General features: G+C 34.3%; 20 protein-coding genes and 1 other annotated feature. Of the genes, 3 read left to right on the forward strand and 17 right to left on the reverse strand.

Going from position 1 to position 19929, the window contains the following annotated elements:
* Positions 1-4: 4 nt before the first annotated feature.
* The 6 genes from V7056_RS04330 to V7056_RS04355 form a co-directional block, all read right to left on the reverse strand.
* Entirely contained in the window at positions 5-661 is a 657-nt protein-coding gene (locus V7056_RS04330; RefSeq protein ID WP_499699601.1) for a tetratricopeptide repeat protein, read from the reverse strand.
* Positions 662-835: 174 nt separating this feature from the next.
* Positions 836-1957, reverse strand: coding sequence for a tRNA 2-thiouridine(34) synthase MnmA (gene mnmA, locus V7056_RS04335; RefSeq protein ID WP_499699603.1), 1122 nt, complete (start codon positions 1955-1957; stop codon positions 836-838).
* A gap of 19 nt (positions 1958-1976) precedes the next feature.
* Positions 1977-3122, reverse strand: coding sequence for a cysteine desulfurase family protein (locus V7056_RS04340; RefSeq protein ID WP_499699605.1), 1146 nt, complete (start codon positions 3120-3122; stop codon positions 1977-1979).
* A gap of 54 nt (positions 3123-3176) precedes the next feature.
* Entirely contained in the window at positions 3177-3593 is a 417-nt protein-coding gene (cymR, locus tag V7056_RS04345; protein ID WP_499699607.1) for a cysteine metabolism transcriptional regulator CymR, read from the reverse strand.
* A gap of 163 nt (positions 3594-3756) precedes the next feature.
* Positions 3757-3972 carry a hypothetical protein gene (locus V7056_RS04350; protein ID WP_499699609.1) on the reverse strand — a complete coding sequence of 72 codons (216 nt, stop codon included), beginning with the start codon at positions 3970-3972 and terminating at the stop codon, positions 3757-3759.
* Positions 3973-4013: 41 nt separating this feature from the next.
* Complete coding sequence (locus V7056_RS04355) at positions 4014-4346, reverse strand: DUF4257 domain-containing protein (RefSeq protein WP_499699611.1); 333 nt, start codon at positions 4344-4346, stop codon at positions 4014-4016.
* 313 nt (positions 4347-4659) lie between these two features.
* Here V7056_RS04355 and V7056_RS04360 point away from each other — a divergent pair, with 313 nt between their 5' ends.
* Positions 4660-6423 (forward strand): hypothetical protein, encoded by a 1764-nt coding sequence (locus tag V7056_RS04360; protein ID WP_499699612.1) that lies wholly within the window; start codon positions 4660-4662, stop codon positions 6421-6423.
* A gap of 25 nt (positions 6424-6448) precedes the next feature.
* Here V7056_RS04360 and V7056_RS04365 read toward each other — a convergent pair whose 3' ends face one another.
* Positions 6449-7747 carry a replication-associated recombination protein A gene (locus tag V7056_RS04365; RefSeq protein WP_499699614.1) on the reverse strand — a complete coding sequence of 433 codons (1299 nt, stop codon included), beginning with the start codon at positions 7745-7747 and terminating at the stop codon, positions 6449-6451.
* A 140-nt stretch (positions 7748-7887) separates the two neighbouring features.
* On the opposite strand from V7056_RS04365, the gene V7056_RS04370 reads away from it, so the two are divergent.
* Positions 7888-8304 (forward strand): SANT/Myb-like DNA-binding domain-containing protein, encoded by a 417-nt coding sequence (locus V7056_RS04370; protein ID WP_499699616.1) that lies wholly within the window; start codon positions 7888-7890, stop codon positions 8302-8304.
* Positions 8305-8409: 105 nt separating this feature from the next.
* Entirely contained in the window at positions 8410-8625 is a 216-nt protein-coding gene (locus tag V7056_RS04375) for a hypothetical protein (RefSeq protein WP_499699617.1), read from the forward strand.
* Positions 8626-8695: 70 nt separating this feature from the next.
* Here the strand turns inward: V7056_RS04375 and V7056_RS04380 are convergent, their stop codons facing one another.
* From V7056_RS04380 to recJ, 10 genes are all read right to left on the reverse strand, one after another.
* Positions 8696-8929: a hypothetical protein gene (locus V7056_RS04380; protein ID WP_499699619.1), complete on the reverse strand. Its 234-nt coding sequence runs from the start codon at positions 8927-8929 to the stop codon at positions 8696-8698.
* Positions 8930-9127: 198 nt separating this feature from the next.
* Entirely contained in the window at positions 9128-9895 is a 768-nt protein-coding gene (locus V7056_RS04385) for a tRNA threonylcarbamoyladenosine dehydratase (RefSeq protein ID WP_499699621.1), read from the reverse strand.
* A gap of 174 nt (positions 9896-10069) precedes the next feature.
* Complete coding sequence (gene aspS / locus V7056_RS04390) at positions 10070-11839, reverse strand: aspartate--tRNA ligase (RefSeq protein ID WP_499699623.1); 1770 nt, start codon at positions 11837-11839, stop codon at positions 10070-10072.
* 19 nt (positions 11840-11858) lie between these two features.
* The gene (hisS, locus tag V7056_RS04395) at positions 11859-13124 is read right to left on the reverse strand and encodes a histidine--tRNA ligase (RefSeq protein WP_499699625.1); all 1266 of its coding nucleotides are present in this window, start codon (positions 13122-13124) and stop codon (positions 11859-11861) included.
* A gap of 61 nt (positions 13125-13185) precedes the next feature.
* Positions 13186-13415: a binding site (T-box leader), on the reverse strand.
* Between the two features lie 73 nt (positions 13416-13488).
* Positions 13489-13662 carry an RNA polymerase subunit sigma-70 gene (locus V7056_RS04400; RefSeq protein ID WP_087998648.1) on the reverse strand — a complete coding sequence of 58 codons (174 nt, stop codon included), beginning with the start codon at positions 13660-13662 and terminating at the stop codon, positions 13489-13491.
* Between the two features lie 139 nt (positions 13663-13801).
* Positions 13802-13981: a hypothetical protein gene (locus tag V7056_RS04405; RefSeq protein WP_499699627.1), complete on the reverse strand. Its 180-nt coding sequence runs from the start codon at positions 13979-13981 to the stop codon at positions 13802-13804.
* Positions 13982-14180: 199 nt separating this feature from the next.
* On the reverse strand, positions 14181-14618 hold the full coding sequence (gene dtd, locus V7056_RS04410) for a D-aminoacyl-tRNA deacylase (protein WP_499699629.1): 438 nt from the start codon (positions 14616-14618) through the stop codon (positions 14181-14183).
* 17 nt (positions 14619-14635) lie between these two features.
* Positions 14636-16837 (reverse strand): RelA/SpoT family protein, encoded by a 2202-nt coding sequence (locus tag V7056_RS04415; RefSeq protein ID WP_499699631.1) that lies wholly within the window; start codon positions 16835-16837, stop codon positions 14636-14638.
* 162 nt (positions 16838-16999) lie between these two features.
* A complete protein-coding gene (locus V7056_RS04420; protein ID WP_499699633.1) occupies positions 17000-17512 on the reverse strand; it encodes an adenine phosphoribosyltransferase in 513 nt (170 codons plus the stop codon).
* Positions 17512-19863: a single-stranded-DNA-specific exonuclease RecJ gene (recJ, locus tag V7056_RS04425; RefSeq protein WP_499699635.1), complete on the reverse strand. Its 2352-nt coding sequence runs from the start codon at positions 19861-19863 to the stop codon at positions 17512-17514. Before recJ ends, V7056_RS04420 begins: the two co-directional genes overlap by 1 nt.
* Positions 19864-19929: the final 66 nt, after the last annotated feature.

Raw genomic sequence — 19929 nt, forward strand, 5'->3', positions numbered from 1 at the left:
TATTTTATGACTCTTTATTTTCTATTACCTTTAATGCATGCATTGCCAGCATATGATCATATTGGTGCTCTATTGCCTTTTCGAAGTGTTCTTTCGCACCCTCTACATCATCATTAAACATATCAATAATCCCTAAATTGTAATGTGCATCAGAATGTGTCTCGTCAAGTGTCAAAACTTTTTCTAAGCTTTGCTTAGCTTCTTCTAACATCTCTAATTTCGCTAGCGTTAATCCATATTGAAATAATGCATCAAGATCTGACTCATCTAATTCAATTGCACGTTGGAAAAATGGTAGTGCAAAACGGTCTTCTCCATTATTCACACAACAAAGGCCGATCATAAAATGCACATCGCTATCATCCATACCAAGTTTTACGCAATGTTGAAAATGATTCTTTGCTAACTCAAATTTGCCATCTTCAAAATAAACTGTACCCACAGCATAATGAGCTGCAGCTAATTCCGGATCGATTTCTAACGCTTTTTCAAAAAAACGACATGCACGTTCAACATCACCCATAGTCAATAATAACTGTCCAAAGTTTACATACGCTAATGAATTAGTTGGATTTTCTTCAATTTCCTTCGTCAAATAATTAGCAGCTTCTTCAAGATTACCTTCCTGTAAAGCAGACACACCACGTTCAAAATTTGTCATTTGTAACACCTCTATGTATTTTTCTTTCAATCGTTTTTAAAGCTCATATGTAATTAACACTATCATACAGTAGGTCACTTTTCAAAGACCATCTACGATAAAAAAACAACCCCAACCTATAATATGGATGGGGTCATTCTACAGTGTCTGTGAAACAAAATGTATAACAGACTTTTATCTTAAATAAGTTAATTCTTTACCATCAATAAATGCACGGTCAATTGTACCGCCACCTAGACAATCTGTACCGTCGTAGAATACTACAGCTTGGCCTGGTGTAATAGCACGGATTTTTTCATGGCATAGAATTCTAACAGAGTTGTTATCCAATATGTGAACAGTTACCTCATTATCTTCTGAGCGATAACGGAATTTTGCAGTACATGTAAATGAACCTTCTTTTGGTAACTCAGAAGTCCAGCTAATATCAGAAGCTAACACTTCATTACTATATAGTAGGTCATTATGGAAGCCTTGTTCTACAAGTAAGACGTTCTTTTCAAGATCTTTCCCAACAACAAACCAAGGATCTCCATTCCCACCAATCCCTAGTCCATGACGTTGACCAATTGTATAATACATTAATCCATCATGTTTACCTTTAAATTCGCCGTCCATTGTCATCATATCACCTGGTTGAGCCGGTAGATAATTACTTAGGAATTCTTTAAAGTTTCGTTCTCCTATAAAGCAGATTCCAGTACTATCTTTTTTCTTAGCTGTTGCTAAGTTAGCTTCTTCGGCAATTTTGCGAATTTCAGGCTTAGTGTATTCACCAAGTGGGAACATTACTTTTGAAAGTTGGTCTTGACCAAGTTGATTTAAAAAGTAAGTTTGGTCTTTGTTGCTATCTATTCCACGAAGCATTTTATATTCACCATCACGATAATCAACACCAGCATAATGACCAGTTGCTACATAATCAGCACCTAACGTCATCGCATGTTCAAGAAATGCTTTAAATTTAATTTCTTTATTACACATTACATCAGGATTTGGTGTGCGTCCTTTTTTATATTCATCTAGGAAATAAGTGAAAACTTTGTCCCAATATTGTTTTTCAAAATTCACTGCATAATAAGGAATACCGATTTGATTGCATACTGCAATTACATCTTCATAATCTTCTGTAGCTGTACATACGCCAAATTCATCTGTGTCATCCCAGTTTTTCATAAAAATACCGATGACATCATAGCCTTGCTCTTTTAATAAATATGCCGTAACAGATGAATCAACACCACCTGACATTCCTACTACTACGCGAGTGTCTTTTGGATCTTTTCTATTTATCATTTTTCCAACCTCGCATTTTTTATATTTTAACTAACCGTTGAACGATAGAAGCAACACGTTTTGCAAGAGCATGTATTTGCTCCTCTGTATTTCCATAACCAAAACTAAATCGAATTGAAGAGCGAATTTTTGGCGAATCAATTCCAAACATTTCAACTAGTACATGTGATGGATCAACGCTACCAGCTGTACAAGCAGATCCACTTGAAGCTGCAATTCCAGCAATGTCTAAATTAACTAAAAACGATTCAATCGAAATATCATCAAATGATAAGTTTAACACATGAGGAGCAAAAAACGTCTCGTTTCCATTTTTTTCAAAACGAATGTCGTTCTCTTTTAAATCATTGATGAAGACTTCTTGGAAACGCAAGTAATTTTCAACTCGCACTTCTCGTTCATTTTGAATTAATTCTACAGCTTTTGCCATACCTACAATTCCAGGTACATTTTCAGTCCCTGCTCGGCGTTTACGTTCTTGTTGACCACCGAACTGTTGTTGTGAAAATGTAGCTTTTTCATTCGCATATAAAAATCCTACGCCTTTAGGACCATTAATTTTATGTGAAGATACGGATAAAAAGTCTACGCCTAATTCATTTACATCAATTGGAATTAATCCGTATGCTTGAACAGCATCTGTATGAAACAACGCTTTATGACTTTTTAGGATTTCTCCAATTTCTTGAATCGGTTGCTCTGTTCCTACTTCATTATTAACCATCATAATAGATACAAGAATTGTGTCATCACGCAATGCAGACTTAACATCCTCTATATTCACTCGCCCAGTATGATCTACAGGCAAATACGTTACCTCAAAACCTTCTTTTTCAAGCGCTTGGCATGTATGTAATATAGCATGATGTTCAATAGCAGAGGTAATAATGTGCTTACCAACCTTTTGATTTGCATATGCCGCACCTCTAATGGCTAAATTATCACTTTCCGTTCCGCCACTTGTAAATATTATTTCATTCACTTTTGCGCCAATACTACTTGCACATACCAAACGAGCTGTATCTACTTTTTGGCGAGCATGTCGGCCAAAAGAGTGGATACTAGAAGGGTTACCAAAGGTTTCGTTCATTTCAATAACCATTTTTTCAATAACCTCTGGGTGCATAGGTGAAGTCGCTGCATGATCTACGTAAATACGTTCCATTCTCATAATCCTTTCTTGATGAAGCACTCAAATTATGCTTTGAATGCAATTCTATTAAATATAAAACATATATCCATTTAAATCATCTGATTCTAATTTTGCTAAATCTTCAAGAGTTGTGTGATTTAAAACATCATTGATTGCTTTTTGTACTCGAGTCCATAATTCTCTTTGTGCTGGATTTTCATCTTCAATATTTTCAATTGGAGATAAAGAACCTTCTAAAGCAGTAATGACTTCGCCTGCCGATATTTCATTTGGCTCCTTTGTTAAAATATACCCACCATATGCTCCTCGAATACTTTTTACAAGTCCTGCATTACGTAGCAATGAAATAATTTGCTCTAAATAATGCTCTGATAGATTTTGTGCATTTGCTATACTTTTTAAAGAGATTGGCTTATCACAATATCTCTTAGCTAACTCAATCATTACTGTTAAACCGTATCTTCCCTTAGTTGAAATTTTCATCTATTCACTCCGTTCAATAACTTATTTCAATGATCTAATCTATTTTATACCTTCTCTAATACAGTATTTATACAATTATTGTACACTATTTAAAAAGCATTTTCACATTTCCCCAAAAAAATACACTAATCCAATTGGAAAAGTGTATTATCTCTCAATTCATTCAATTTTTCAAGATTCCTGCACGAATATAATGGGCCGCTGCAGCTTTCTCGTCTTTCGCCTCAATACTGACTGGCAATTCCCTTGCTTTACATAAAAACCTGAGGATTTCGTCTTCAATTCTTTTAATTTCTAACTCAGTACCTGCATTGATTAAATCCTGTAATAATTCAAGATAAATCGCTTTCTCTTCGGGTGTGAGAGCTTGCTTCAACATATCTGCCTCCTTCAATTCTGTTAAAGAAAATAATAAGGTTATTACACAATTTGTTTCGATATGTTGTGTAGCGAAGCGACTCTCTCACGTTCGGTATTGAGTGCTCTACTTAATAAAAAGCTCTGTGATGAGAGACCTGCTAAAATACAATAGCCAATCACCATTCGCATATCTTTCAGCATATTTTCAGGAATAAATAATGAAACAAACAATGAAGCAGCTGTTGCCCCAAATAGTATATCTGCAAGAAACCCTAAGAAGAAGCCCTTTTTTCGTTTTACAGGTAACATGATTGTCCCTTTGTTAAACAGGATGTGAAAAATTAAGCCGGTTACTCCACCAATGACAAGTGCCAACACATAGAGCTGGACCATTTTCATCCTCCTCATAAAGTTTAAAAGCAAAAAGAATTTCGAATATCCTTCGAAAAAGAACGTTGACGAAAGAGTGATTAGGATTGAACGAGAACGATTACTCCTTATAGACTGCTTGTTTCTATCATTATAAGAGCGGAAAAAAAAATTATCAAAAGAATTTGTTAAATATATCCAATTGTGACAAAAAATAAGGTAAGAGACCCATAAGGGTTTCAAAATTTACTGTACTATCATACTATTCGTTACTATATATCCCGGCCTTCCACTTATGTTATATTTGTATTGAACGGCAGCTAGAGGAGGTGTTAAGTTGGCCATACAAATTAAATTTAAACAAATTGTTAAAAAACTATCTTCAACAGATCTTTACAAACGAGCAAAAGGAATTGACCAACTTAGAAAGTCTCTTCATAAGGATGTTTATCTGGATTCATTAATATATCTATTAGAAGCAGCAGGTAAAAGCTTTCCAAATTCATTAGAAGATTGGGATGATGGAAGCTATCATTTAGTTGGTTTCTGTTCAGAATACCCTCATTCAGAATTAGTTAAGCCAATAGAAAAAAACTTTGAACGTTATAGTGAACGAGCAAGACTCCAGGCGCTCTATTTATTAATTACGATTAAAACAGACATGGCAAGAGATGCATACATTCGTATCATTGAAAAGTATTCAAAACAATATGAATTAGGAATTGATGTAGCATATATCTTTGAGGAAACAGAGTGGGCTCCAAAATTAGTAAAAAAATTCATACCATTACTTAAAGACGAAAATCTCAACGACTCAATATTCCATATGATGCTTTTATGTTTAAGAAATAGTGGAGTAGAATTGTCGTTAACAAGTGATGAAAAGAACCTAATTATAGAACAAATAAAACGTAATTATCAAAGTAAAAGAGTTGTGTATTTATCATATGACAAGGATTATAGTCTTCAATTCGTTTATCAAGCATGGAAAGAGTCATATGTAATGATTCGCTCAGAAATGGGTATCTATTTACAGTTAATGCAATACTTTTTTGATGATGATATGCAAACGTTTTTGCTTGAAGCACTACAATTCAAGGATGCCTATTTAAAAGTTGATGCTGTTATTTCATTACTTGAACGAGGGTACAATGTATCTCGTGAAACAATTGAAACTTGTGCATACAATATTGAAGCGTGTGTGTGGTTCTACACTAGGTTAAGCGAAAGCTCAAAAGAACACTTTTATAAGATTAATGAAGAAATACAACATAGCTTTGTGAAAAATAGGTTTTTCCATTATTTAGTAGATCATGATGAATTTGGTGTAGTTCCTGATGAAATTGAAGTAGTGAAACGACATGACACAACTAATTATTATGGACAAGAGGTTACCTATTATCTTGTTAAGTTTAAAAGTCAACGTGAAGATTGGGCTGAAAAGGGCTGGATGGCTGGATATGTTGGTGCATACTTAACTGAACAAATCCCTAGTCCAAAAATGTTTGAAGACACAATCACTACTTTTACTAGCTGGGATCAATTAACAGATGCTGAACATATACAACAGCTTGAACAATTTAACAAAGATGACTATGCAAAACATGATTCAGAAGTAATTTTAGAATCTAAACCTAATTGGCACTACGGTACTTTTGTCCTCGGGTTTATTACTGCTGTTCGTACTTGGACATCATTTTCAAACAATGATCCGATATACTTCTTACTTTTAGCATTACTTTGGGGCGTATTTCTTTTCAAAGTATATGCGACAATTAAGCTAAGAAAAGAAGCAAAGGTCATTTTAAAAAGAAGACAATTAACACTCGTTAAAGCAAATGAGAGTATTACGATTGAGCTTCATAAAATTTACAGAATGACCATTGAGCTTAGGAAATGGGGAAAAAACGAAGGAAAAAATGCGGCGTATCAGCTGAAAGTTAAACATATCGTTTTTTATGATAAAGATGAAAATGAGATCTTATCAATTCCTTCTACTTTTATTAACACTACACAGTTAATGGCTGAAATCCAACTGCTCACAAACCATTTAGTGGAACAACCGATCATCGATGTATATGAAAATGATTTAAGTGCTTAAAATAAAAAGGAGAAATTAGCGCATGCTAACTCTCCTTTTTTTGTACCTTTTTAAATTGTTCAAGCTTCTCAAAGATTGCACCATACCGTTTTTCGTTTCCAGCTTCTTTTGGCTTATAATACACTTGGTTAACTAATCTGTCCGGTAAATATTGTTGATTTACCCAACCGCCAAAGTTTCCTAATGGGTGATCATGAGGATAAACATATCCAATACCATGTCCCATATCTTTTGCTCCTGCATAATGGCTATCCTTTAAATGCGCAGGTATGTCGTCATGCAAACCACTTCGCACATCACCTAAAGCGCGATCAATTGCTAACACACTCGAATTGGATTTAGATGACAGACAAAGCTCAATCACAGTGTTTGAGAGAATAATTCTTGCCTCTGGAAAACCGACCTGTTTTGCTGCCTCACAGGCTAACACTACTTTCCAAGGGTCGCCTGCTAAACCGATATCTTCATATGCAATGACCGTTAATCTTCTACAAATACTCGTCAAATCGCCGGCTTCAATTAATCTTGCTAAATAATAAAGTGCCGCATTTACATCACTACCGCGAATACTTTTTTGAAACCCCGATAATGTATCATAGTGAAAATCACCATTTTTATCATGATTAAATCCTTTAGATCTTAAAAATTCCTCAATGATTTCATCTTGAACAATAATTGTTCCATCTGATTCCTTTGGAGAGCCAAATACAATGGATTCTAATATGTTTAAAGATGATCTTGCATCTCCATTTACACCATGTGCAATTTTTAATATTTGTTCTTCAGATATTTGGATTTGTAAATTTCCTAATCCCCTATCTTCATCTCTTAGTGCGCGATCTAGTAATTTATAAATATGCTTTGGTAGAAGTGGATCTAATTTCAAAATATGATTACAACGACTTCGAATCGCACTATTTACATCATGATATGGATTTTCGGTTGTAGCTCCAATCAATGTAATAAATCCACTTTCAACATAAGACAGTAAATAATCTTGTTGTAATTTTGACCAACGATGAATTTCATCTGCAAATAGAATAATTTCACCAAACATTTTTGCTTCATGCACAATATCTTCTAGCTCTTTCTTACCTGATGTTGTTGCATTTACCGTAACAAATCTTTTATCTACAGTACCAGCAATTGCATATGCAAAAGATGTTTTACCGATCCCCGGTTCACCATGTATAAGCATTGAAGGAACTCGTCCATTTTGAATTAGTCGATATAAAGCTGATTCTTTTCCAATTATTTGTTCCTGACCAATTAACTCATCAATTGTCCTTGGTCTCATCCGATATGCAAGAGGTTCATGACTCATTTTGCGCCCTCCTATTTCTGCAAACTATTAATTCTATTGTAAATGAATTGGAAATATATTTCATCTTGGATTCAAAAAATTTCTCATTTACATCAGTTTATTTGGTCAAGCTATTAATAGATGATATAAAGAGGTGTCATATGAATACACAAAAAACAAAGTGGTCAACCGAGGAAGAAGCTACGCTTTTAGAGTTAGTTGAAAACTATTTAATAAAAGGCAAATCTAAGCAAGATGCTTTTGTCACTGTTGCAAATATCATTAACCGCTCAAAAGCTGCCTGTGCTTCAAGATACCAATTATTGAGAAAGCAAAAAGTAAATAATGCAGTAAGTAATAAAACAGAAAATCATTTCATACCAAATATTGATTTAGAAAAAGTTATTATATTCCTAACGAAATTTGAAGGTGATCAGCAACTTTTCAATCAGAATATCCACCTTAAACAGTCGATTAAAATACTGCAAAAAGAAAATGAAGCATTGACTGATAAGATTTTACAGCTAAAAACATCAATTAAAAATAATCAAAACTTTTTAAAAAAGATTGTAAATTAGTGGTATGTAATTATTATTGTCATACTTTATTCATTTTTTTATCAACATTCCTACTGTATAATGAAAATGTAAAATCGAATGTATGTAACAGTGAGGAGTAACAAGATGAATTGGAAAAAAGGCGGATTATGGGTTCTGATCTTTTTTATTGTGAAAGGTACAATTTCTACACTATTAATAGTCACTGGTGCAAAATATTTTAAATTAAATTTTACTGAAATACTCATGCTAGTATTGGTTTTATTAGCTATTTCTTATATAGGGCGAAGACTAGTAAAAAATCGTAAAAAAAGCACAAAGCAACATGATGCAAATATGTAATTGAGTTCCACTGCTCGAAAAAGCGTGTAGAACAGACAATAACCCCAGAATTCAAATCTGGGGTTATTGTTTATTTATTATTCATTTTTCTTGATTCTTTATCATTTACTACACCGTTTTTGTGGACTTTTCCATCTTTTTCAACAACACCATTATTCTTTTTATAGTTTGTATTTATTTTATTCGATAAATTATCAACTCGCTGTTGTTTCTCACTTTTTTGATCATCACTAGTGCTATTACAACCAGTTAAAAGTGCAACTGAAATAACAAAAGGACCAATCAGTCTTAAGCTTTTTTTCAAAGTCACACACCTCCTTATTGAGGTAGTATTTCTAAATTAAATACTCATATGCAATTTATTTTTAAATTTCCTTTTTTACTCATTAAGGGATCATTTTGGATTCGATTCTTTCTTTAAGTGGTTGAGGTAGCTCCACATCACTATACGAATGTCAGGTCTAAAAATAAAAAACTGTAGGAAATAAATTCCTACAGCCTTTTATTCTTGACCAACACGTTTAATTTCAATATCTTTTATTAATTCACGTACAGCATGACTTGCTGCTATTAAACCAGCAACTGAAGGAACAAATGCATTAGATGAAGGTGGCATTTTCGCTTTGCGAATTTTTGTGTTTTCATCAGGTACGATTTCTTTACGAATATCTTCTCTGATTACAATTGGACTCTCATCTGAAAAGACTACTGTTACGCCTTTATGAATCCCTTCTTTTCTAAGCTTTGTTCGGATTACTTTTGCAATCGGATCATGAGTTGTTTTAGAAATATCTGCGACTTTGAATCGAGTTGGATCCATCTTATTTGCAGCACCCATACTTGAAACAAGTGGAATTCCGCGACGACGACATTCTTTTATTAAATGAATTTTATATGAGATGGTATCAGATGCATCAATTACATAATCTAAAGGAATCTCAAAAAACTTTTCAAAAGTTTCCTCTGTATAAAACATTTTATGTGTAATAATTTCGCATTCTGGATTAATATCTTGAATACGTTGTTTCATCATTTCTACTTTCGGTTCTCCAACCGTTGATAATAATGCGTGAATCTGTCTATTAACATTCGTGATATCGATTACATCTTTATCAACTAATATTAAACGGCCGACTCCTGAACGCGCTAAAGCTTCTGCTGCAAAAGAGCCCACTCCGCCAATACCTAAAATTGCTACCGTACTTTTTTGTAATCGTTCTAAACCTGCTTTACCAAATGCAAGCTCATTACGAGAAAATTGGTGTAACATCCATTCAACTCCCACTAACTTAATCAGAATACAATGATTTAAATATACATGATTTACGTTGTTTTCATCAAGCATGAATTAAAAAAACAAGTTATTTTTAGATAATAAAGAAAATAATACAAGAAAAATGGAAGGATTTAAGGAAATTTGCTCCTTTCATCCTTCCGTTTTATTTTACTCTTCTACAGTTGTTTTTAAAGATAAATCTTCTAATTGTGATACAGAAACTGGACTTGGTGCATTTGTTAATAAACAACTTGCTGATGCTGTTTTCGGGAATGCAATTGTGTCACGTAAGTTTGTGCGTCCCGCAAGTAGCATAACAATGCGGTCTAAACCTAATGCAATACCACCATGTGGCGGAGTTCCGTATTCAAAAGCTTCCATTAAGAAACCGAATTGTGCTTGTGCCTCTTCTTCAGAAAAACCAAGGCACTTAAACATTTTTTCTTGGATATCTCTTTCGTAAATACGAACAGATCCTCCACCAAGCTCATAGCCATTTAATACTAAGTCATAAGCTTGAGCTTTCACACTACCTGGATCACTATCTAATTTCGCTAAATCTTCACGAACTGGTGATGTAAATGGATGGTGAGCAGCAAAATAACGATCTAACTCTGCATCATACTCAAGTAATGGCCAATCTGTTACCCATAAGAAATTAAATTTAGATTGGTCAATTAAGTTTAAATCTTTACCTAATTTTAAGCGAAGTGCACCTAAACTATTAGCAACAACTGATGCATCAGAAGCGACGAATAAAATTAAGTCTCCAACTTCACCTTCTACAGCTAATTTTAACGTTGAAAATTCTTCTTCGCTAAAGAATTTTGCAATTGGTCCTTTAAATCCATCTTCTTCAAGCTTTAACCATGCAAGTCCTTTTGCTCCGTAACGAGAAGCATATTCTTGTAGACCATCAATGTCTTTACGAGAGTAATTAGCTGCTTGACCTTTAACGTTTAAGCATTTGACTTGGCCACCATTTTCTACAGCTGAAGTAAATACTTTAAATCCGCTTTCTTTAGCAAATGAAGAAACGTCGATTAATTCTAAGCCAAAACGAGTATCTGGTTTATCAGAACCAAAACGATTCATTGCTTCATCATAACTCATACGAGGTAGCGGAGTTACTAATTCCACTCCTTTTGTCTCGCTCATTACTTTAACCATCATTCTTTCTGTCATTTCCATAATTTCCTCTTGCGAAAGGAAACTAGTCTCAATGTCAATTTGAGTGAATTCAGGTTGACGGTCAGCACGTAAATCTTCATCACGGAAACAACGCGCAATTTGGAAGTAACGCTCAAAACCAGAAACCATTAATAATTGTTTAAAAATTTGAGGTGATTGCGGTAATGCATAGAACTCACCTGGATGTACACGACTTGGTACTAAATAATCTCTAGCGCCTTCTGGTGTACTCTTCGTTAAAATTGGCGTTTCAACTTCTAAAAAGTCTTCTCCGTCCAAGAAATCACGAACTGACTTTGTAATTTTTGAACGTAATTTAAATGTGTCATACATAACAGGACGACGTAAATCTAAATAACGATATTTTAAACGCAGATCTTCTGCAACTTCTGTTTTATTTTCTATAGCGAATGGAGGATTTTTTGCTTTGTTGATAATTTCTACTTTTTCAACAGAAACTTCAATTGCACCAGTCTCTAAATTAGTGTTTACTGTACCTTCTCCTCGAGAAACAACTGTTCCTTGCACTTGAAGTATAAATTCGTTTCGAACAGTTTCAGCTAATGTCAAAGCCTCATTAGATAATTCAGGATTAAATACGATTTGTACGATTCCAGAACGGTCACGTAAATCAATAAAAATTAATCCTCCTAAGTCACGTCTCTTTTGAACCCAACCTTTTAGTGTTACACTTTGACCAATATGTGATTCTCTTAATTGACCACATAAATGCGTTCGTTGTTCCATTTCCATATCCCCCAGTTCATTATTTAGAGCTAACGTATTTAACAAATATATCTAATGCAACTTCCTCTTGAACACCCGTTTCTTGGTCTTTTAAATTGATGACTCCACGAGATAATTCTTCTTCACCTAAAACAGCAACATATTTAGCTTTGAATCGATCCGCTGCTTTAAATTGTGCTTTTATTTTACGATCTTGGTAATCTTTTTCACATACAAGACCAGCTCTACGCAATTGATATAATAATGCAGTTGCTTCTTTTTTCACCTCATCACCTAGGGCGATTAAAAATACATCCATTTCTTGTGGAATCGGAAGCTCGATCCCTTCTGTCTCAAGCGCTAATAATAAACGCTCTATACTTAATGCAAACCCCATACCTGGTGTATTTGGTCCACCAAATTCTTCAACTAAGCCATTATATCGGCCTCCACCACTTAACGTAGAGATTGAACCAAATCCTTTTCCTTCTAACATGATTTCGAAAACAGTGTGATTGTAATAATCTAAACCACGAACTAAATTCGGATCGACTTCAAAAGGAATATTCATTGCTGTTAAGTAGGATTGCACATCTTCAAAGTACTTCACAGACTCTTCATTTAAATATTCAAGAATTGAAGGTGCAGATTCCATTGAAGGGTGATTATGATCTTTTTTACAATCTAGCACGCGAAGTGGATTAGATTCTAAACGATTTTGACAATCACCACATAACTCATGCACAACAGGTTTAAAGTGATTAACAAGCGCTTCACGGTGAGCTTTACGACTTTCTAAATCACCTAAACTATTGATCACAAGTTTAATATTTTTTAAACCAAGGCCACGATATAAATCTCGTGATAATGCAAGAACCTCTGCATCAATTGATGGATCATTACTACCTAATGCCTCGATACCAAATTGAACAAATTGACGATATCTCCCTGCTTGAGGACGCTCATAACGGAACATTGGTCCAATATAATATAATTTTGTTGGTTGATTACTACTTCCGTGCATTTTGTTTTCTACATATGAACGAACAATAGATGCTGTTCCTTCAGGACGTAAAGTTAAACTACGATCCCCACGGTCTGTAAAAGTATACATTTCCTTTTGTACAATATCCGTTGTGTCACCTACACCTCTTGAGAATACTTCCGTATGTTCAAACATCGGAGTACGAATCTCATTGTAGTTATATCGTTTGCATAAGTCTCTTGCAAACTTTTCAATATACTGCCATTTCTCAACTGTACCAGGTAATATATCCTGCGTACCTCTTGGAATATTAATCGACATTGTGAATCCTCCTAAAATAAACCTATATATACAAAAAACTCCCGTGCCTACTGAAAAAACCAGTAGGGACGAGAGTTATAAGCCCGTGGTACCACCCTAATTGAAGAATGAATCATCATCCTTCCACTTTCATCGTTAACGCCGATTACGTTTATCCTTACTAGAATACTCTTTCAGAATAAAGCCTCTGGAGTGTCTTTCAAATAGTCTACTTGTGGAAATGCTCTCAGCCACGACATTTCCTCTCTCTTCAAGAGATCCTATTATACTTTTCTCCGTCATTGGTAAGTTTTATGTATCAATATGTTATTTTATATCTTACGTTTGGTTACAATAATTGTCAAGAACTCAGGAAAGAAAAATTTTAAGAACGTTCTAATTGTTTCTTTAAATCACGTACTTCTCTCAACGTTAATCCGAACTCACTTGCCATCTCTAATGAATTTGACTCTTGTCCTCTTGATTGAAATTCATGAAAATCCATATTGAGAACGCCTCTACGATTTGACCCCAAACTATTACGATTGTTAATTCTCATGGTGAAAGTCTCCCTCCAATATCATAATATTTAGTTTGTCCAAGTTTTGGCACGATTAAACCGATAAATTGAGTGGTGAAAGACATTTTTTTATTACAAATTTCTTCAAAAATAAAAAAACCATGGGAATTCCCATGGGTTAAAGAAGTTTTGGAATGGTATATATAGAGCTTTGTATTGAGCCATCTAGTAAATACATTAATCCATAATAAATAAGTAGGATTAACACTACAAATACAATTGCCTTAAAGAAGCTTTTAAGAATCGTAAATAAAATGACACCTGCAATCAGGATTAAAATGACTGTAATCGAGTCCATTTCATACCCTCCTATGCATTCTAGAATAGAACCCATATATATTAATCTATATTCATAACCAATCAATAATATATGTAAAATAGAAAAGTACAACTTCAAAACTAATGGATGTTTTTATAAACAAAAGATTATCAAGAAGAAATGGATAAAAAAAAACCTTCTCTCACATTGTGGAAAGAAGGTCATTTTTATGGTTCTATTAACTTTCAATCATGATCGTAACCGGACCCCAGTTCGTAAACGATACGTCCATATCAGCTCCGAAAATACCAGTTTGTACTTCAAAACCTTGTTCACGTATATATGCATTAAACTGTTCGTAAAGTTCATTTGCAATATCAGGCTTTGCAGCATCCGTAAAGCTTGGTCGTCTTCCTTTACGAGTATCACCATAAAGTGTGAATTGAGATACTGATAATACTTGTCCTTCAACTTCTTTTAAAGACAGGTTCATTTTTCCATCGCCATCTTCAAATATTCGAAGATTTAATGCTTTATCAGCACAGTATTTCATATCATCAATTGTATCTTCATGCGTGATCCCTACAAGTAATAACAATCCTTTAGGTATTTGTCCTACTACTTGTCCATCAACTACAACTTTAGCATCTTTTGTACGCTGTAATAATACTCTCATAACTTACCCCTCCTCTTCTAGTGGAAAATGCGTCGCACAGAGTAAATGTCTGGAATTTGTTTTACCTTATCCACTACTTTTTGAAGGTGGTTAATATTTCGAATGGACAAACTCATTGTAATAGTCGCCATTTTATTTCGGTCATTTTTACCTGTTACTGATGAAATATTTGTTTTTGTTTCATTGACAACAGACAATACTTCATTTAAAAGTCCACGACGGTCATATCCGAAGATTTCAATATCAACATTATAATCGCGTTCAAATGTTGGACTTTCTTCCCATTCAACTTCGATAAAGCGATCTTCCTCACTATCATTGAGCATGTTTACACAATCACTTCGATGAACAGATACTCCACGGCCTTTTGTAATATAACCAACGATATCGTCACCTGGTACTGGATTACAGCACTTTGAAAGTCGTATTAGTAAGTTATCTACACCTTTAACTGAAATACCAGCATCTTTACGACGTGAAGGAGCTTTTTTAAAATCTGAAGATAATTCTTTTAAACGCTCTTCTAAATCTACTTCCGGTCTTTTTCGGAATTTATCTGTTAAACGATGTGCGATCTGTGTTGCAGTAATGCCATTATATCCAACTGCTGCATACATATCTTCCGCATTTGAAAAGTTAAACTTTTCAGCTACACGTTTTAAATTCTCAGAAGTTAAAACTTCTTTTATATCACAATCTAGTGCTTTTATTTCTTTTTCAACTAATTCTTTTCCCTTATCAACATTCTCTTCACGTCTTTGCTTTTTAAAATATTGACGTATTTTATTTTTCGCATGTGAAGATTGAGCAAGTTTCAACCAGTCCTGGCTTGGCCCATATGAATGCTTGGAAGTCATAATTTCAACAATATCGCCAGTTTTTAATTTATAATCTAGCGGTACCATTTTTCCATTCACTTTTGTACCAATAGTTTTATTCCCAATTTCTGAGTGTATACGGTATGCGAAATCGATTGGCACAGAGCCTAACGGTAACTCGTATACATCACCTTTTGGTGTAAATACGAAAACCATATCTGAGAATAAATCCATTTTTACTGATTCCATAAACTCTTCTGCATTCGTAGAGTTGTCTTGCCATTCAATAATCTCACGGAACCAGCTTAAGCGATTTTCAAAGGATTTCTGAGTAGGTACATTTGCATTTGATTTATCTTCTTTATAAGCCCAATGTGCTGCTACCCCGTACTCAGCGATTTGATGCATTTCTTTTGTACGAATTTGAACCTCTAAAGGATCACCCTTCGGACCAATTACTGTCGTATGAAGTGATTGATAAAGATTTGCTTTTGGCATTGCAATATAATCTTTGAATCGACCAGGCATCGGCTTCCAACAAGTATGAATGACGCCTAAAACAGCATAACAATCTTTAATACTATTGACGATTACACGTACAGCCAATAAGTCATATATTTCATTAAATTGTTTATTCTGCTTAGCCATCTTGTGATAAATGCTATATATATGCTTTGGTCTACCTGAAATTTCGGGCTTTATTTCTACATCTTCTAGTTGCGACTCGATCTCACTGATGACTTCGTCTAAATATTGTTCACGTTCGGCTCTTTTACGCTTCATTAGATTAACGATACGATAATATTGTTGAGGATTTAAGTAACGTAAGGCTGTATCTTCCAGTTCCCATTTTACTTTATTGATCCCTAAACGATGAGCTAAAGGAGCAAATATTTCTAAAGTTTCATTTGCAATTCTGATTCGCTTTTCCTGAGGCAAATGCTTTAACGTTCTCATATTATGAAGGCGATCGGCTAGTTTAATTAAAATGACTCTCAAGTCCTGTGCCATTGCGACAAACATTTTTCGATGATTTTCAGCTTGTTGTTCTTCTTTCGATTTAAACTTAATTTTACCAAGCTTCGTAACGCCATCGACAAGCATAGAAACTTCTTTACCAAATTGATTTTCTAAGTCTTCTTTCGAAACTTCAGTATCTTCTACCACATCATGAAGAAAACCAGCACTAATAGTGGTTGCATCCATTTCAAGGCTTACAAGTATCCCTGCTACTTGAATAGGGTGTATTATATATGGTTCACCTGACTTACGAAATTGCTCACTGTGCGCATCTCTAGCATATTCATAAGCATGTTTAATAAACGCCACATCATCTTCTTTTAAATAATGGGACGCTTGCTCTAAAACTTGTTCAGCTGTCAGTACTTGTTCATTAGCCATTTAATCACCTTAAATCTTTATTTCTTATATTATCGTGAAAATTTCGTTTTTTGTAAAGCAGGAGTCGTCAAAATTCATTTTTTTTTGCAGGTTTCTGATAGAAAAAGAGCACTCTGATTTACTCAGAGTACCCCATCGTATGACAATATATTATGTTAAATATTAATAAGTCATTAGTGTAAATATATCATAGCCTTCTAATTTTTTACGACCTTCTAAATAAGAAAGCTCGATTAAGAAAGCAATACCTACAACAATCCCACCAAGCTCTTCAACAAGCTTGATTGTCGCTTCAATCGTACCACCAGTAGCTAATAAGTCATCTGTAATCAATATACGTTGTCCTGGCTTAATTGCGTCCTTATGCATTGTTAAAGTGTTTGTACCATATTCTAGGTCATAATTATAGCTAATCACTTCACGAGGTAATTTACCAGGTTTACGAACCGGTGCAAAACCAATTTCTAAAGCATAAGAAATTGGACAACCCACGATAAATCCGCGCGCTTCTGGTCCAACAATTAAGTCAACATCTTTTTCTTTTGCATATTCTACGATTTTATCAGTAGCTGCTTTATAGACTTTTCCATCATTCATTAATGAAGAAATATCTTTAAACTGAACGCCTTCTTTTGGCCAGTTTGGTACAATCGTAATATAATCTTTAAAATTCATTAAATAAGTGCCTCCCCATTTTCGGAAAAATGACTTTTCATATTTTGAAAAAATGTAGTTAATTCATCACATTTTGAGTACAGAAATAAACGTTCCAGTTCAATACTTGCAAGTTTGATCGCATACGTACTTGATAAAGATAGATCTTTCTTCTCAGTTTGTGGCAACAAACGAATTTTCCCATCATCTATTGTAACAAATTCCAAATCAAAAAACACCTTTGTCATAAAATCGACTTGTTCTTTTTTCCATCCCATCTTACGACATAATGCCATTTCATACATACTCATGTCAAATGGATTCGTCTTTGCAAGAATTGAATAGTATTTTTTAAAGCTTTCTCTACTTGGAATTGGTGAGAAAAAGTGTAACTCATCTTGATTAAATACTAAATAGATTCTTTGTGATAATCCATTTTGGAATACCGCTTTTAGGTCATCCTCAGATCCTGGCAAATCTAGGAGAATGACGTATTCATTTTGAACATCAATCATCGTTTCATGAACAGATTCATATGAGACGAATTTCGAAATAGGATATTTATTTTTTAAATCTAGATATTCATTTTTAGTTTGATGTAAGAACACAAATTGATGTTCATTAGAAGGCAAAGTTAAACGATTAGGTTCTTGTCCTCTAAAATCGAATAATTGCCAATGATTAACGCTTAAATCTTGAATCATTAATTGTGGTTTTCTCTTCCCATTCCATTCATTAATTGATGCCATACCTAAGCAGGAAATCTTAGATCCACTTGCAATTTCATTCACAACATGTCCAAATCCAAATCCAACTGCATCAAGAAACATAGAGTTTTCCTTCAATTGGACTTTTAAGTGTGCGCCTTCGTTACCAATCTGTTTTAGATTTGTTATTTCAACATCCTGAATTTGAAGTACCGGTTTTGGGTTATGCATTCCAAAAGGCGAAAGCATGTTTAATTCATTTATAAATGAAATAGACACTTCACTAGTCTGACATTGTAAATCTACTTCTTTGAGAGGAATAAAATCTTCATCCGTCATCGTTTGATCAGCAAATTCATTTAAACGCTGTCTTAATTGTTCGACATCTTCAATTGCTAATGTCATACCTGCTGCTAATGTGTGTCCACCAAAATGAGGTAAGATATCTTTACATTTTGTTAAGTTTTCGAACAATGAAAATCCTTCAATACTTCTTGCGGAACCCTTCGCTATGCCTTTTTCCTGATCAATACTAAGTACAATGACAGGTTTATAGAAACGATCAACAAGCTTTGATGCAACAATTCCTACTACGCCAGCATTCCAGCCTTCTTTTGCAACAATAATAACTTTGTTCGAACAATTATGATCTAGGCTATTAACTTGATTAATTGCTTCCTCAGTCATTGTAGTAACTAATTCCTGTCGCTCTCTATTCAACACATCAATTTGTTCAGCTAATGTCTTTGCAGCTTGTCTATCAGTTTCTAATACAAGGTCTACAGCAGGCTTTGCGTCACCTAAGCGACCTACTGCATTTATTCTTGGCCCTATTGCGAATCCAATCGTTTCTTCACTAATTGAATCTTGTGCCACGCCACTTATTTCAAGTAAAGCCTTCAATCCCACTCTATTTGTTTGCTTAAGCTGACGCACACCTTTTTTTACGATTAATCTGTTTTCATCAACTAGCGGCACTAAGTCTGCAACTGTCCCGATTGAAACAAGCTCCATATATTCCTCAGGTTCTCTACCTAATAGTGCTGATGCAAATTTAAACACAACACCCACACCAGCTAACTCCTTAAACGGATAGTTAGGACTAAGTTTAGGATGGATAATCGCTAAGGCTTTTGGTAAATCCTCTGGTGGTTCATGGTGGTCAGTAACGATTACATCTATTCCAAGTTCATTTGCAAAATCAACTTCACTAGCAGCTGAAATACCCGTATCAACTGTAATAATTAACGAATAATTTTGTTCATGTGCCCATTGGAATGCTTTTTTATTTGGTCCATATCCTTCACTAAAACGATTCGGGATATAAAACTCTACATTTGCTTCTAATTCTTTTAACGTTAAATACAATACAGAAGTACTACTTACTCCATCCGCATCATAATCACCAAAAATTAATATATTTTCATTTTCTTCTATCGCTTGAAACACTCGGTCTATCGCTATGTCCATACCCTCTAATAAAAACGGGTCATGAAAACTCATTTGTTCTTCATATAAGAAATTCTTTGCATCCTCAACTGTCGTTACCCCACGTGTAACCAGTAATTTTGCTAAAAGAGGGGATATCTTTAATTCTTTACTTAATATTTGTTCAGCTTGGTCATTCGATGACTTCGGTTTCCAACGTGCTTTTGATTTTAACAAATCTATCACCCCTAACTGTACTATTATACTAAAGTAAACTTAGTGGATGAAAGTATTATTTTTATC

It is taken from the genome of Bacillus sp. JJ664 (genome assembly GCF_036962205.1).
In the GTDB taxonomy this organism is placed as follows: Bacteria; Bacillota; Bacilli; order Bacillales; family Bacillaceae_G; genus Gottfriedia.